10 protein-coding genes are annotated in these 13,192 nt (G+C 63.3%); 3 read left to right on the top strand and 7 right to left on the bottom strand.

The window, feature by feature from the left end; all coding sequences use genetic code 11:
• Positions 1–357 precede the first annotated feature (357 nt).
• Positions 358–2,559 carry a catalase/peroxidase HPI gene (katG, locus tag ACR0J1_RS14530; RefSeq protein ID WP_480733687.1) on the bottom strand — a complete coding sequence of 734 codons (2,202 nt, stop codon included), beginning with the start codon at positions 2,557–2,559 and terminating at the stop codon, positions 358–360.
• A 341-nt stretch (positions 2,560–2,900) separates the two neighbouring features.
• Here katG and ACR0J1_RS14535 point away from each other — a divergent pair, with 341 nt between their 5' ends.
• Positions 2,901–4,505, top strand: a complete 1,605-nt coding sequence (locus ACR0J1_RS14535) for a GMC family oxidoreductase (protein WP_480733688.1) — start codon at positions 2,901–2,903, stop codon at positions 4,503–4,505.
• 30 nt (positions 4,506–4,535) lie between these two features.
• On the opposite strand, the gene ACR0J1_RS14540 is transcribed toward ACR0J1_RS14535, so the two are convergent.
• Complete coding sequence (locus ACR0J1_RS14540; RefSeq protein WP_480733689.1) at positions 4,536–5,519, bottom strand: glycosyltransferase; 984 nt, start codon at positions 5,517–5,519, stop codon at positions 4,536–4,538.
• A gap of 47 nt (positions 5,520–5,566) precedes the next feature.
• Positions 5,567–6,427 carry an SDR family oxidoreductase gene (locus tag ACR0J1_RS14545; protein WP_480733691.1) on the bottom strand — a complete coding sequence of 287 codons (861 nt, stop codon included), beginning with the start codon at positions 6,425–6,427 and terminating at the stop codon, positions 5,567–5,569.
• An 87-nt stretch (positions 6,428–6,514) separates the two neighbouring features.
• On the opposite strand from ACR0J1_RS14545, the gene ACR0J1_RS14550 reads away from it, so the two are divergent.
• Positions 6,515–7,147, top strand: coding sequence for a class I SAM-dependent DNA methyltransferase (locus ACR0J1_RS14550; RefSeq protein ID WP_480733692.1), 633 nt, complete (start codon positions 6,515–6,517; stop codon positions 7,145–7,147).
• Between the two features lie 73 nt (positions 7,148–7,220).
• On the opposite strand, the gene ACR0J1_RS14555 is transcribed toward ACR0J1_RS14550, so the two are convergent.
• From ACR0J1_RS14555 to ACR0J1_RS14565, 3 genes are read right to left on the bottom strand one after another with little or no spacing between them, the layout of a single operon-like run.
• Positions 7,221–8,000 carry a carnitinyl-CoA dehydratase gene (locus tag ACR0J1_RS14555; RefSeq protein WP_480733693.1) on the bottom strand — a complete coding sequence of 260 codons (780 nt, stop codon included), beginning with the start codon at positions 7,998–8,000 and terminating at the stop codon, positions 7,221–7,223.
• Positions 7,997–10,015: an acetate--CoA ligase family protein gene (locus ACR0J1_RS14560; RefSeq protein ID WP_480733694.1), complete on the bottom strand. Its 2,019-nt coding sequence runs from the start codon at positions 10,013–10,015 to the stop codon at positions 7,997–7,999. The genes ACR0J1_RS14555 and ACR0J1_RS14560 overlap by 4 nt, the downstream gene beginning before the upstream one ends.
• A complete protein-coding gene (locus ACR0J1_RS14565; protein ID WP_480733695.1) occupies positions 10,015–11,175 on the bottom strand; it encodes an acyl-CoA dehydrogenase family protein in 1,161 nt (386 codons plus the stop codon). Before ACR0J1_RS14565 ends, ACR0J1_RS14560 begins: the two co-directional genes overlap by 1 nt.
• A 78-nt stretch (positions 11,176–11,253) precedes the next feature.
• On the opposite strand from ACR0J1_RS14565, the gene ACR0J1_RS14570 reads away from it, so the two are divergent.
• Entirely contained in the window at positions 11,254–12,198 is a 945-nt protein-coding gene (locus tag ACR0J1_RS14570; RefSeq protein WP_480733696.1) for a GlxA family transcriptional regulator, read from the top strand.
• On the opposite strand, the gene ACR0J1_RS14575 is transcribed toward ACR0J1_RS14570, so the two are convergent.
• Positions 12,195–13,181: a sterol desaturase family protein gene (locus tag ACR0J1_RS14575; RefSeq protein ID WP_480733697.1), complete on the bottom strand. Its 987-nt coding sequence runs from the start codon at positions 13,179–13,181 to the stop codon at positions 12,195–12,197. The genes ACR0J1_RS14570 and ACR0J1_RS14575 overlap by 4 nt on opposite strands.
• Positions 13,182–13,192: the final 11 nt, after the last annotated feature.

Genomic DNA, 13,192 nt, shown 5'->3' on the forward strand with positions numbered 1-13,192 from the left:
ACCGTCTCTCCGATGCGTCTCAACCGTCTCTCCGGTCCGTCCCCGCCGTCTCCAGCGTCCCAACAACAACCTCAGCTGCGCCGGTGAAGGGGTATTTACGGATTGGGTCCGGGACCTGCAACCCCCATTTTGAAAAAACTTTGAATTTCCTGCCAGATTCTTCACCACCTTAATGAAAACAACAGGTTACCTTTAAAATTCAACACGCGCAGCTCTCGGAATACGTCTTTTCGGCAGCCCAAATCACAAGAATGAATGGAATCGCATCGCATGCCGGTCTTCCGCCCTCGGACTCACCAATAGAAAACGCCGCCAAGGTTTCCCAAGGCGGCGTGGTTCAGTGAGTGGTAGGGGTGTTTAATCCAGATCGAACCGATCTGCGTTCATGACCTTGTTCCAGGCCGAGACGAAATCGCAGACGAATTTGCCGCCCGCATCGTCCTGACCATAGACCTCGGCCAGCGCCCGCAATTGCGAGTTCGAGCCAAAGACCAGGTCAACACGGGTGCCGGTCCACTTCACGTCGCCGCTGGCGCGGTCGCGGCCCTCATAGATACCGTCACCCGACGGCTTCCACTCGGTCCCCATATCCAGCAGGTTCACGAAGAAGTCGGTGCTGAGTGTACCGACACGGTCGGTGAACACACCATGCGAGGTGCCGCCGAAGTTGGCGCCCAGAACGCGCATCCCGCCAACCAGCGCGGTCATCTCGGGCGCGGACAAGGTCAGCAGCTGCGCCTTGTCGACCAGCAGCGCCTCGGCCGGGACCGAGTATTCCTTGCGCAGGTAGTTGCGGAAGCCGTCGGCGATGGGCTCCATCACCGCGAAGCTGTCCACATCCGTCTGCTCTTGCGCGGCATCGGTGCGGCCCGGGGTGAAGGGCACGTCGACATCCTGACCGGCTGCCTTGGCCGCCTGTTCGATGGCCGCCGCACCGCCCAGCACGATGACATCAGCCAGCGAGACTTTCTTGCCGCCGGATTGCGCAGCATTGAACACTGCCTGCACACCTTCCAGCGCCTCAAGCGCCTTGGCCAGTTTCAGCGGCTCGTTGACGTCCCAGTCCTTCTGCGGGGCCAGACGCACATGGGCACCGTTGGCGCCGCCGCGCATATCCGAGCCCCGATAGGTCGAGGCTGAGGCCCATGCGGTCGACACCAGTTCCGACACCGACAGTCCGGTGGCCAGAATCTTGGCCTTGAGGTCCGCCGCATCCGCGTCGTCGATCAGCTCGTGATCAACGGCGGGCACGTTGTCCTGCCACAGCAGTTCCTCGGTCGGGGCCTCGGACCCCAGATAGCGCGAGCGCGGGCCCATGTCGCGGTGGGTCAGCTTGAACCACGCGCGGGCGAAGGCATCGGCGAACTCTTCGGGGTTTTCGTGGAACCGCTTCGAGATCGGGCCATAGATCGGGTCCATGCGCATCGCCATATCGGCGGTGGTCATCATGGTCTTGACCTTCTTGGACGGATCATGCGCCGCCGGGGCCATGTCTTCGTCCTTGACGCCCACCGGCTCCCAGATCCACGCGCCCGAGGGGCTTTTGGTCAGGTTCCAGTCATAGCCGAACAGCAGGTCGAAATAGCCATTGTCCCATTTGACCGGGTTCGCGGTCCAGGCGCCCTCGATACCGCTGGTTGTGGTGTCATCGCCCTTGCCGCTGCCGAAATCGTTGATCCAGCCAAAGCCCATGGCTTCCATCGGGGCGGCCTCGGGTTCGGGGCCGACCAGTCCGGGATCACCGGCACCATGCGCCTTGCCAAAGGTGTGGCCTCCGGCGACCAGCGCTACGGTTTCCTCGTCATTCATCGCCATCCGGGCAAAGGTGTCGCGGATATCGCGGCCCGAGGCCAACACGTTCGGCTCTCCATCCGGGCCTTCGGGGTTTACATAGATCAGGCCCATCTGCACAGCGGCCAGCGGGTTTTCCAGATCACGCTTGCCGGAATAGCGGCTGTGCGGGTTATCGGTCGGGGCCAACCATTCGGTCTCGGTCCCCCAATAGATGTCTTCTTCGGGGGCCCAGATGTCTTCACGACCGCCAGCAAAGCCGAAGGTCTTGCCACCCATGGATTCGATCGCGCAGTTGCCAGCCAGAATGAACAGGTCCGCCCACGAAATCTGGTTGCCGTATTTCTGCTTGATCGGCCACAGCAGGCGACGCGCCTTGTCCAGGTTGCCATTGTCCGGCCAGCTGTTCAGCGGCGCAAACCGCTGGTTCCCGGTCGAGCCGCCGCCGCGGCCATCCGCAGTGCGATAGGTGCCAGCCGCGTGCCACGCCATGCGGATGAACAACCCGCCATAGTGCCCGTAATCCGCGGGCCACCAATCCTGCGAGTCGGTCATCAGCGCATAGAGGTCATCCTTCAGCGCCTGCAGGTCGAGCTGCTTAAACGCCTCAGCATAGTTGAACGCCTCACCCATAGGGTTCGAGGCTGCGCCATGCTGGTGCAGAATCGACAGGTTCAGCTGGTTCGGCCACCAGTCCCGGTTGGTCCGGGCCTCGGCGCCATGCATTACCGGGCATTTGCCCATGTTGGGGGTGTCGCTTCCGTCCATATTAATCTCCAATTCCTGGCTGAGGCTTGTGTGCGTCGCGCGGTCAAATCCAATGTGAACAACAGGGTCGAACGATACCGCCCATCCCGCAAACCGCAAGCGGGCTGCGCAAAGGCGCAGCGGGGCGATTTGCAATACTGGCGGAAACTCGCATCGGCGACTCGTTCTTCTTGTCTGGGCCAAGCTGTATCAAATCAAAGCCATCTAAAAAAATGTTGTTTCTTGATGGTTTTCATAATCAAAAACTATTGAATGTGATCCCAGTGACGCAGCGTTCCGCTTTCCTGCGCGCGGGCGGCGGTGAACAGTCAGATCGGGCACCGCGTCACAGGGGATCGGGAATGACTTATGACTATGTAATCGTCGGCGGCGGCTCGGCGGGCTGCGTTCTGGCCAACCGGCTGAGCGCCAACCCCGATGTCAGCGTCTGCCTGCTCGAGGCCGGGGGACGCGGAGACAGCCTGCTGGTGCGGATGCCCGCTGCGGTGGTGGCGATGCTTCCGGGGAGGCCAAAGATCAACAACTGGGCGTTCGAGACCGTACCCCAGCCGGGGCTGAACGGGCGCAAAGGGTATCAGCCGCGCGGCAAGGCGCTGGGAGGGTCCAGCGCGATCAACGCCATGCTTTATGTGCGCGGGCAACGTCAGGATTACGACGGCTGGGCCGATCTGGGCTGCGACGGCTGGGACTGGGACAGCGTGCTGCCCTATTTTAAGCGCGCCGAGCATAACGAACGCGGCGGGGATGACCTGCACGGCGATGCCGGCCCCTTGCACGTCTCGGACCAGAAACAGGAACGCCCCATCACCCACGCCTTTGTCGAGGCCGCCACCCAGATGCAGCACCGGCGGACGGAAGACTTCAACCGTGGCGACAACGAGGGCGTGGGCCTCTATCAAGTGACGCAGTTCCACGACCCGGCCCACAATGGCGAGCGCTGCTCGGCCGCTGCGGCCTATCTGTTTCCGGTGATGCAGCGGCCCAATCTGACGGTCATCACCGGGGCCCACGCCCAGCGCCTGACCTTTGACGGCAAACGCGCCACAGGCGTGGTCTATCGAAAGGGCACCGACGTAACCGTGACCGCGCGGCGCGAGGTTTTGCTGTGCGGCGGGGCGCTCAAATCTCCGCATCTGTTGATGCTGTCCGGCATCGGCGACGGGGCGGCTCTGACCCAACACGGGGTCGCCGTGCGCCACGACCTGCCGGGAGTGGGGCAGAACCTGCAGGATCATCTGGACTTCACGCTGGCTTATAAGACCCGTGACACCGACACGTTCGGCATCGGCCCAGTCGGGTCTGCGCGGCTGCTGGGCCACCTGATGCGCTGGCGCAAATCCGGCGTATCGATGGCCGCCACCCCGTTTGCCGAGGGCGCGGCCTTTCTTAAAACCACATCCGATCTGGACCGGCCCGATATTCAGTTGCACTTTACCATCGCGCTGGTCGACGACCATGCCCGCAAGCTGCATATGGGCTATGGCTATAGCTGCCACATCTGCAAACTGCGCCCCGAAAGCCGCGGCACCGTCGGGCTGCACAGCGCCGATCCTCTGGCCGCCCCCGCCATCGACCCGGATTTCCTGTCTGATCCTCGCGATCTGGAAACCATGATCCGAGGCGCACGGATGACGCGCGAGATATTGCAAGCCCCGGCGCTGGCCCCCTATCGGCACAAAGAGATGTTCGGCACCGATACCGCGCAGACGGATGCGGATTGGGAAAGCCACATCCGCGCCCGGGCCGACACGATCTATCACCCGGCCGGCACCTGCAAGATGGGCATCGATGACATGGCCGTGGTCGGCCCCGACCTACGAGTGCACGGAGTTCAGGGATTGCGGGTGGTCGATGCCTCGGTCATGCCGACGCTGGTCTCTGGCAATACCAATGCCCCTACGATCATGATTGCGGAAAAAGCCGCTGACCTGATCACCGCCGCCTGAACCTGGCACAACGGCGCGGCAACCGCCGCGTCAGTGCCCGCTCACCTTCTTGTAAAGCGCGGATTTATATCCGAACGGTATCCCCAGCACGCCCACCAGCCAGCCCGCGCCCCGGGCAATCTGAATAAGCCGCCGGTCGGGCTGGAACGGAAACAAAAGCACGGCCCCCAGCAGGGCGATCAGCCGCAAGGGTGCGCTGAGAAACCCCAGCAGCGCGCGCGCCGGCTTTTGGTCCAGCTTGCGGCGCATGTGCGTGTTCGACTGGTCCCGCCCGCGCGCGGCCTGATACCAGAACGACAGCCTCTCGGGCGGGATGGTCTCATAGACAAACGCATCCGGAACCCATCCCACGGGCAACCCAGCGGCCACCGTCTCGGCATAGAATTTGGCATCCGTGCCACCGGTCATGCGCATGGTTTGATCGAACCAGAGGCCCGTGTCCCGAAACAGCCGCGTCTCGCCCAGCCAGTTATTGGTAACGATGGTCACGCCGCCCGTGTCGTTCAGCGTGGCCCGGCGCGCCGCCGCGCGTTCCTTATCCAGATAACGGTTGGAAATATTGCGCAACATCAGCCGCTGCAGCGCCGTCTCACCGCCGGACGGGAGCGCCGCCCGCAAGGGTGCGCCCAGCAAAACCGCCGAGCTGCTGCGGTATCCCGCCACCAGCCGCTCAAGCCAGTCGGGGGCCACAACCTCATCATCATCGACAAAACACAGCAGGTCGGACCCGGCCGCCAGCGCCTCGCGCGCGGCGCGGTTGCGGCCAAAGGGAATCCCCGGCTCGGTCTCAAGCACATAGTCCAGACCAGCCCCGTTGGGCAGGGCCGCACCGGCCCCTCGCACAGTCGCCTCGCTGAACGGAGAGGTATCGTTCTCCACCACCAGACACCGGACGCTGCAATCAGGCGGGATCGCCATCTCACCCCAGCTTTGGATCAACGCGGCCAGCATCCCGGGGCGCTGTCGCGTCAGGGTCGATACGGTGATCTTCAAAGGCGCAGAGCGGTCATCCATCCCTCACCCCTTACAACTCACAGCGTTTCGTTGACAAGCGGTCGGGATCACCCACGATCCCCGCCCTGTTCCTGCATCAGCGCCTCAAGACCCACCCTGTAATTCGGATACAGCAGCGAAACCCCCAGTTCAGCCTTGATCCGATCATTCCGAACACGCTTGTTTTCATTGTAAAAGCTCCGCGCCATCGGGGTCAGATCGGCCTCATCAAAGGCCACGGCAGGTGGCAAGGGCAGCCCCTGCAGCTCGGCAGCATAGCCGATCACATCCTGAGGTGGCACCGGCTCGTCATCGCAGACATTATAGATCGCCCCCGGATCAGGCCGCGCCATCGAGGCAGCCAGAACTTGCGCGATATCCTCGACATGAATGCGCGAAAACACCTGCCCGGGCTTGATGATGCGCCGCAACCCGCCCCGGCGAAGCTTTGAAAACGGCCCCCGGCCCGGCCCGTAGATACCGGCCAGACGAAAGATATGCAGCGGCAGGCCAGGTATCCCCGCCCATTGCTGCTCTGCATCAACCCGCCAGCGGCCTCGCGCCGCTGTTGGCGCGGGCGGCGTGGTCTCGTCCACCCACCCCCCTTGATGGTCACCATAAACGGCCGTGGTGGACAGATAACCGACCCAGCGGAACTGCCCCGCACGGGCGGCAATCTCATCCCCCAACTCAGCCAGAACCGGATCACCCTCTGCCGTGGGCGCGGTGGAGATAAGCAGATGCGTGACCCCGTCCAGATCGGGTCGCGCGCCGGGCCAGACAACTGGTTCAGCACCCGAGTCGCGAATGGCCCCAAGCTGCTTTGCATCGCGGCTTGTTCCGACGATCCGCCATTCCTCCGAAGGCAGCCGCCGTGACAGCGCCCGCGCTGAATAGCCATGGCCAAAAGAGAACAAAAACTGTGTCATGCCCCTTTGATGATCCCCCAGCTCCGGGGATGCAAGCGCCGGATGGACGCACTTGATTCGAATCCCCCGATGCGCCTTCATGGAAACATGAGCGACAAAACCCCCAACCTACAGGCCGCCTATGCGCTGAAATCGCCCGAGGACAACCGGCGCCTCTACGCCGAATGGGCCGGGGATTATGATGACGGCTTTGCCGCGCTCGAGGACTATCAGCTTCACATCCATACCGCCCGCGCCTTTGTGGCGGCGGGCGGTCAGGGCCCGGTTCTGGACGTGGGCGCGGGCACCGGCCTGTGCGGTGCAATTCTGGCAGGTCTCGGCGTCGGGCCCATCGATGCCACCGATATCAGCGGCGAGATGCTGGATCAGGCCATGCGCAAGGACATCTACCGCGACGCGATCGAGGCGGATCTCAATCAGGGCCTGCCGGTCCCGCGCGACAGCTATGCGGGCATCGTCTCCTCGGGCACCTTCACCCACGGTCACCTGGGCCCCGAAGTCCTGCCCGCCCTGCTGCGCGCCGCGCGCCCCGGCGCGCAATTTGCGCTGTCCATCAACGCCAGACACTTCGAAACTCAAGGCTTTGCTGACGCGCTCGGCCGCCTCGAAAACAACCAGATCACCAACCTGTCCCTGTCCGAAGTCCGAATCTATGGCGATCTCGCAGCAGGCCCGAACAAGACCGACACGGCACAAATCGCCACATTCGAAAAAACCTGACCCCCCCTTCTTCTGTTGAAAAATACTTCGGGGGAGGCCAGCCCCATCCGGGGCTGGGCGGGGGCAGCGCCCCCTACCGTCCTTTCCACAGAGGATCACGTTTCTCGGCAAAAGCCCGTGCGCCTTCCAGATTGTCCTCGGACCCGTAAAGCACATCCACCGTGGCCAATTGCCGTTTGGTGATCCGGTTCATGATGTCCTGAAACTTGGAATCCTCGGCCTCGCGCACCACTTCTTTGATCGCCGCGTAGACCAGTGGCGGCCCGCTGGCCAGCAACCGGGCCAGCTCCCATGCGCGATCCATCAACTGATCAGCCGGCAAGACTTCATTCACCAGCCCCCAGCGCTGCGCCTCGGCGGCGTCGAACCACCGCCCCGTCAAGAGCAGCTCCATGGCGATGTGATAGGGGATGCGCTTGGGCAGCTTGACGCTGGCCGCATCGGCCACCGTCCCCGAGCGGATCTCGGGCAGGGCGAACCGGGCCTGCTCGACCGCCAGGATCATGTCCGCGCTCAGCGCCAGTTCCAGCCCGCCACCGCAAGCGATACCGTTAACCGCCGCGATCACCGGCTTGTTGAGGTCGCGCAGTTCCTGCAAGCCGCCAAACCCGCCAACACCGTAATCGCCGTCAACCGCGTCCCCTTCGGCGGCAGCTTTCAGATCCCAGCCCGGGCAAAAGAACCTGTCGCCGCCGCCGGTCAGGATCGCCACCCTCAAATCGGGATCGTCGCGGAAATCGCGGAACACCTCGCCCATGATCCGGCTGGTGGCCAGATCAATGGCATTTGCCTTGGGGCGGTCCAGCGTGACCTCGAGTATGGCGCCATCTCGGCGGGTCCGGATCGGGTTCATGAGCTTGCCTTTCGGATCAGCGCGTCCACCGCAACCGCCCCCCCGGGCGTGCAGATCAGCGGGTTGATTTCAACTTCGCCAACGGTTTCGGCGTTGGCAATAACATAGCGCTGGACGCTCTCTATTGCATCCAGAACTGCCTCCATGTCAGCCGCGGGCTTGCCGCGATAGCCACTCAGCAGAGGCGCACAGGCCAAACACCCCAGCGCGGCCCGCAGCGCCCCCCGCGGCGCAGGGATCAGTAGGGATCGGGTGTCGCGCATGATCTCGGTCAGCACGCCGCCCGCGCCCAAGGTCAGAACATAGCCATGCGCCGGATCACGGGTAACGCCGACCAGCAGTTCGGCCACCCCATCCGGGACTATCTCTTCGATCAGAACCTCCTCGGTGCCGATGCCCGCGACCGCGTGGGCCACTTCCCCGGGCAAAACGCCCAGCCGAACGGCCCCTTGCTCGGACTTATGCGCAAGACCCAGACCTTTGACTGCGAAGGGCGGCGTTAAGCCCCGCGCAGCCTCGGCGGCGGTTTCGGGACTGGTCACAACGCGTCGCGGGACGGGCACCCCGAACTGCGAAAGCGCAGCCTTGGCCTGCGCCTCGGACAAGGTCTGATCTACATCGCCGCGCGCGGGCAGCAGGACCGGATCGGTCGGGCCCGGATCGGGGCGGGCTGCGGCCTCGATGGCAGCCAGCGCCTCGTGCAGACCGGAAAAAGGCACAACGCCACCAGCCATCAGGCGCTGCGCGGTGGGTTCGGGCATCAGTTCGGGCAAGGTGGCGGCCACGGCAAAGGGCTGACCCGCGGCCCGACAGTTCAGCGCCGCCTGGGTCGCGGCCTCCCAATCGGTTGCATCGGTGTGCGGATAATCAACAACTGCCAGCGTTAGAGCTACATCAGGCCCCGCCATCCCCGACCAGGCCCGGGTCATCGCATCGGTGTCGCGCCAGATATAGGTGTGGTAATCCAGCGGATTGGCCAGCGCCACTAATGGCCCCAGAACCCCGCGCAGATCGACTGTCTGAGCCTCTGTCAACGGCGGAAAGCGCAGATCGCGCCCGACAGCCATGTCGGCGGTCAAGCTCGCCTCACCCCCCGAACAGCTGATCGCCGCTAGACCATTGCCGGGAAGCCGGCCGGTGACATGCAGCAGTTTCAGCGTCTCGAGAAACCCCGGTACATCGTCCAGCCGCGCAATGCCCAGTCGGTCCAGAAAAGCCTGCGCACCTGCATCCTGCCCGGCCAGAGACGCGGTATGCGACACCGTCGCCGCCCGTGCCTGTGCCGACCGACCCATTTTCAGCGCGACAATGGGGATGGCGCGCGAACGGGCTTTGGCCGCCAGTGACTCCCATTTGCGCAAATCGCCGAAGCCTTCGATGTGGACGCCGATGGCTGTTATCCGGTTATCGTCCAACAGGGCCGCAGCAACATCGGCCTGATGGGTCTGCGCCTGATTTCCGCAGGTCATCATGAAAGCCAGCGGCAGGGCCCGGCGCTGCATCGTCATGTTGATCGCGATGTTCGAGCTTTGGGTCAGGATCGCCACGCCCCGATCCAACGGTTTCATCCCGTGCTGATCAGGCCAGATGGCGACCCGGTCCAGAGCATTCACGAAACCATAGCAATTGGGCCCAAGTATCGGCATATCCCCGGCTGCGGCGACCAGCTGCGCCTGCAGATCCCGGGCCTGATCATCCTCGGCCTGCGCCTCGGTAAAGCCCGAAGCAAAGCAGACTGCGCCACCGGCACCGATCCGCCGCAAAGCAGCGACCGCCTGAACCGTCGCCTGCCGGTTGATCCCGATAAAGGCCGCATCAGGCGGCTGCGGCAGGTCTTCGATGCGTGGATAGACCGGCAGACCACCCACCAAGGCGGCCTTGGGGTGGACCGGCCAGATATCCCCCGAAAAGCCCAGCCCGCGTGCCTGCCGGATCACCGCATCGCACCAAGCCCCGCCGCCGATCACCGCCAGCCACGCTGGCCTCAGCAGCCGCCTCAGCGGGTCGGTCCGCATCACGCACCCAGCGCCCGCAGAAGATCGCGGCTGATGATGTGGCGTTGAATTTCGCTGGTGCCGTCCCATATGCGCTCGACCCTTGCGTCGCGCCAGAAGCGTTCCAGCGGATAGTCGTCCATCAGGCCCATCCCACCGTGGATCTGAATGGCCGCATCCGTCACCCGGGCCAGCATCTCGGACGCATATAGCTTGGCCGAGGCGATCTCACGGTTTGCGGGCAGCCCCTTGTCCAACCGGTCCGCCGCCGCCAGTGTCAGCAAATCGGCAGCGTCGATCTCGGTGATCATATCGGCGATCTGAAAGCTGACACCCTGAAACCGCCCGATCGTCTGGCCGAACTGTTCGCGGGTGGCGGCATAGTCCAGCGCATAGTCAAACGCCCGGCGCGCGCGCCCGACCGACATCGCAGCGACAGTGATGCGCGTGGCATAAAGCCAGGTGTTCATCACATCGAACCCGCCATCGACCTCGCCCAGAACCTGTGCCTGCGGCAGGCGACAATCGTCGAAGTCCAGCACCATGTTCTTATAGCCCCGGTGGCTGACCGAGCGATAGCCGTCGCGGATGGTGAAACCCGGCGTGTCCCGATCCACCAGAAAGGTCGTGATCCGCTTTTTTGGCCCTTTTAGAGTCTGATCTTCGCCCGTCGCCACAAAGACGATGACAAAATCCGCATGTTCCGCACCCGAAATGAAATGCTTGGTCCCGTTCACCACCCAGTCGCCCCCGTCGCGCACGGCCGAGCACGACATGCCGCGCACATCCGACCCCGCGCCGGGTTCGGTCATGGCCAGCGCGTCCATCTTCTCACCCCGAACCGCGGGCATGAGGTAGCGTTCGACCTGATCGCCTTCGCAAGCCATAAGGATGTTCTGCGGGCGGCCAAAAAAATGCGTCAGCGCCATCGAGCCCCGACCCAGTTCCCGCTCGACCAGGGCGAAATCCTGATGGCTCAGCCCGGCGCAGCCAACGCTTTCGGGAAAGTTGCAGGCGTAAAACCCCAACTCAAGCGTCTTGCGCCTGATCTCGTCGGCAATCTCGCGCGGGACCTCGCCGGTCCGTTCCACCATGGCCTCATGCGGATAGATCTCGTTCTCGACAAAGCTGCGCACGGTCGCGGCGATCATCTCCTGCTCGTTGGTCAGGCCATATTGCATCGGGGATACTCCGCATCTGAAACTGGATTCAGTGTGACGTGGCTTGCAGGCTTGATCATGCAGGTTTAGACATTTGTGATGCATGTTTGGCAGAAATCCTCATCTGAGATGCAACATATCGGCGTCCTTCTGTTTGACGGCTTTTCCAACCATTGCCTGGCCAACACGGTCGAGCCGCTGCGCGCCGCGAACACGCTGGCAGGACGACGGGTCTATGACTGGCAGTTTCTGTCGCTGGGGCCGGGTGCGGTCACCTCGTCCTCGGGCTTGCAGGTCGCGCCACACGGGGTTCTGCACGAAGCCTCGGGCGAGATGCTGATGGTGATGCCGTCTTATGGCTTTCAGACCCATGGCGGCTGGCCCACCCAGGCCGGTCTGCGTGCGGCGGCGGGGCGGTTTGGCACCCTTGCCGGGCTGGACACCGGCAGCTGGCTGCTGGCGCTGGCGGGCTTGCTGGACGGGCATCGCGCCACGATCCATTGGGAGGAGCTGACCCGCTTTGCCGAACGCTTTCCGGAGGTCGACACCTGCCGCGAGCGTTTTGTCATCGACCGCGACCGGATCACCTGTTCCGGAGCGATGGCGGCCTTCGATCTGGTGACGCATCTGATTGGCCGTGATCATGGGCAGGCCCTGGCGTTAGAAGTGGCGCAGATGTTCATGACGCGCGATTCGGCCCGGTCGCATATCGGCGGGGCCGGATCGGCCAGCCGCGACGTGAACGCGGCGCTGGCCCTGATGCAGGAACATCTGGAAGCGCCCCTGCCGATACCCGAGATCGCCCGGCGCGTCGGACGGTCGCAAAAGATGCTCGAGGCACGGATGGGGTCAGACCTCGGGGCCGGACCGGCCCGCGTTTATCGCCGTTTGCGGTTGAACCTGGCGCGCAAGCTGGTGGCCGAGACCGACCTGACCGTCAGCGAAATCGCCTTACGCGCGGGCTATGAGAACCCAAGCGCCCTGACCCGCGCTTTTCGTGCCGAGTTCAACACCACACCGCGGGCGCTGCGGTCGCGGCGCTAGGTATACATCTGCTTCTTGTAGGCCCGCGTCCGCACGGTCGCCTCGGCCGAGCCGTCGTGATAGGTGCCGAACCACTTGTCGAACGGGATCTCAGACGTGCCGTAATTGCATTCGAAATACCGGTGATGCAGCTGATGGAAGAAATCTCCGGCCCGGGCGGCGTCGGTTTCCCCGGCCTTCAGCTTTTCGAACCCGGAATGGGACAGAACCGGGCTGATCTGCTGAAAATAGACGTGAAACAGCACATGCAGCGGATGCGAGGGCACGATCAGGTGGATGAAATAAGTGGTGAAATACAGCATGTTCTCGAACCAGTGGTTCGAAATACCGGACCACGGGCCGATGTTGACGTTGCGGTGATGCACGGCATGGACATGCTTATATAGCTTCGGGTGATGTTCCAGCCGGTGCACCCAATAGAAATGCAGCCCCGACCACATCGGGATGAATAGCATCCAGATCACGAACCAGACCGGCGCTGCGGCCCATGTGATAACCGGTACATAGGCATTGGCCATCGCCCAGAAGATCACCCATTGATACACCGTCGCCACGGTCATGGCGCTGCCCAGCGTCCACCAGATGTTGTCCCACACCTGATTGCGGAAGGTGAAGGTTCCGTTGTCGCGGGTCAGGTCCCGGCGGTCGAACTTCTTGTACATGCCCTGGCCCTTGCGCATGTACAGCCACCAGTGCAGTCCTCCGGCCACAAGGATTTGCGGCACCATATTCAGCAGCCAGATGCGAAACATCCAGCCGGGTGCAAAGCTCTGCATCGTCTCTAATGCAGGGAAAAACACTAGATATGCGATCAGGGCCAGCACCATGCACAGGGTCAGTGCGGTCAGCGGCAGCCAGGCCCCGCGGTACCAACGCAGCACCGCCATCGGGCGCGGGGGCCAGTTGAACAACGGGTTCAGCCCAACGGGCCCGTCGGGGCGATAATGCCAACGTGCAGCTTCCGGATCATGAATATCGGTCATGGCAGATGCTC

This window comes from Ruegeria sp. CJ3, from assembly GCF_056536725.1.

Bases quoted from the DNA above. Each gene is read 5' to 3' on its own strand.
- ACR0J1_RS14545 (WP_480733691.1), bottom strand. From the start codon at position 6,427: ATGACACAGTTTTTGTTCTCTTTTGGCCATGGCTATTCAGCGCGGGCG.
- ACR0J1_RS14565 (WP_480733695.1), bottom strand. From the start codon at position 11,175: ATGCAATATGGCCTGACCAACGAGCAGGAGATGATCGCCGCGACCGTG.
- ACR0J1_RS14575 (WP_480733697.1), bottom strand. From the start codon at position 13,181: ATGACCGATATTCATGATCCGGAAGCTGCACGTTGGCATTATCGCCCC.
- ACR0J1_RS14540 (WP_480733689.1), bottom strand. From the start codon at position 5,519: ATGGATGACCGCTCTGCGCCTTTGAAGATCACCGTATCGACCCTGACG.
- ACR0J1_RS14535 (WP_480733688.1), top strand. From the start codon at position 2,901: ATGACTTATGACTATGTAATCGTCGGCGGCGGCTCGGCGGGCTGCGTT.
- ACR0J1_RS14550 (WP_480733692.1), top strand. From the start codon at position 6,515: ATGAGCGACAAAACCCCCAACCTACAGGCCGCCTATGCGCTGAAATCG.
- katG (WP_480733687.1), bottom strand. From the start codon at position 2,559: ATGGACGGAAGCGACACCCCCAACATGGGCAAATGCCCGGTAATGCAT.
- ACR0J1_RS14555 (WP_480733693.1), bottom strand. From the start codon at position 8,000: ATGAACCCGATCCGGACCCGCCGAGATGGCGCCATACTCGAGGTCACG.
- ACR0J1_RS14570 (WP_480733696.1), top strand. From the start codon at position 11,254: ATGCATGTTTGGCAGAAATCCTCATCTGAGATGCAACATATCGGCGTC.
- ACR0J1_RS14560 (WP_480733694.1), bottom strand. From the start codon at position 10,015: ATGCGGACCGACCCGCTGAGGCGGCTGCTGAGGCCAGCGTGGCTGGCG.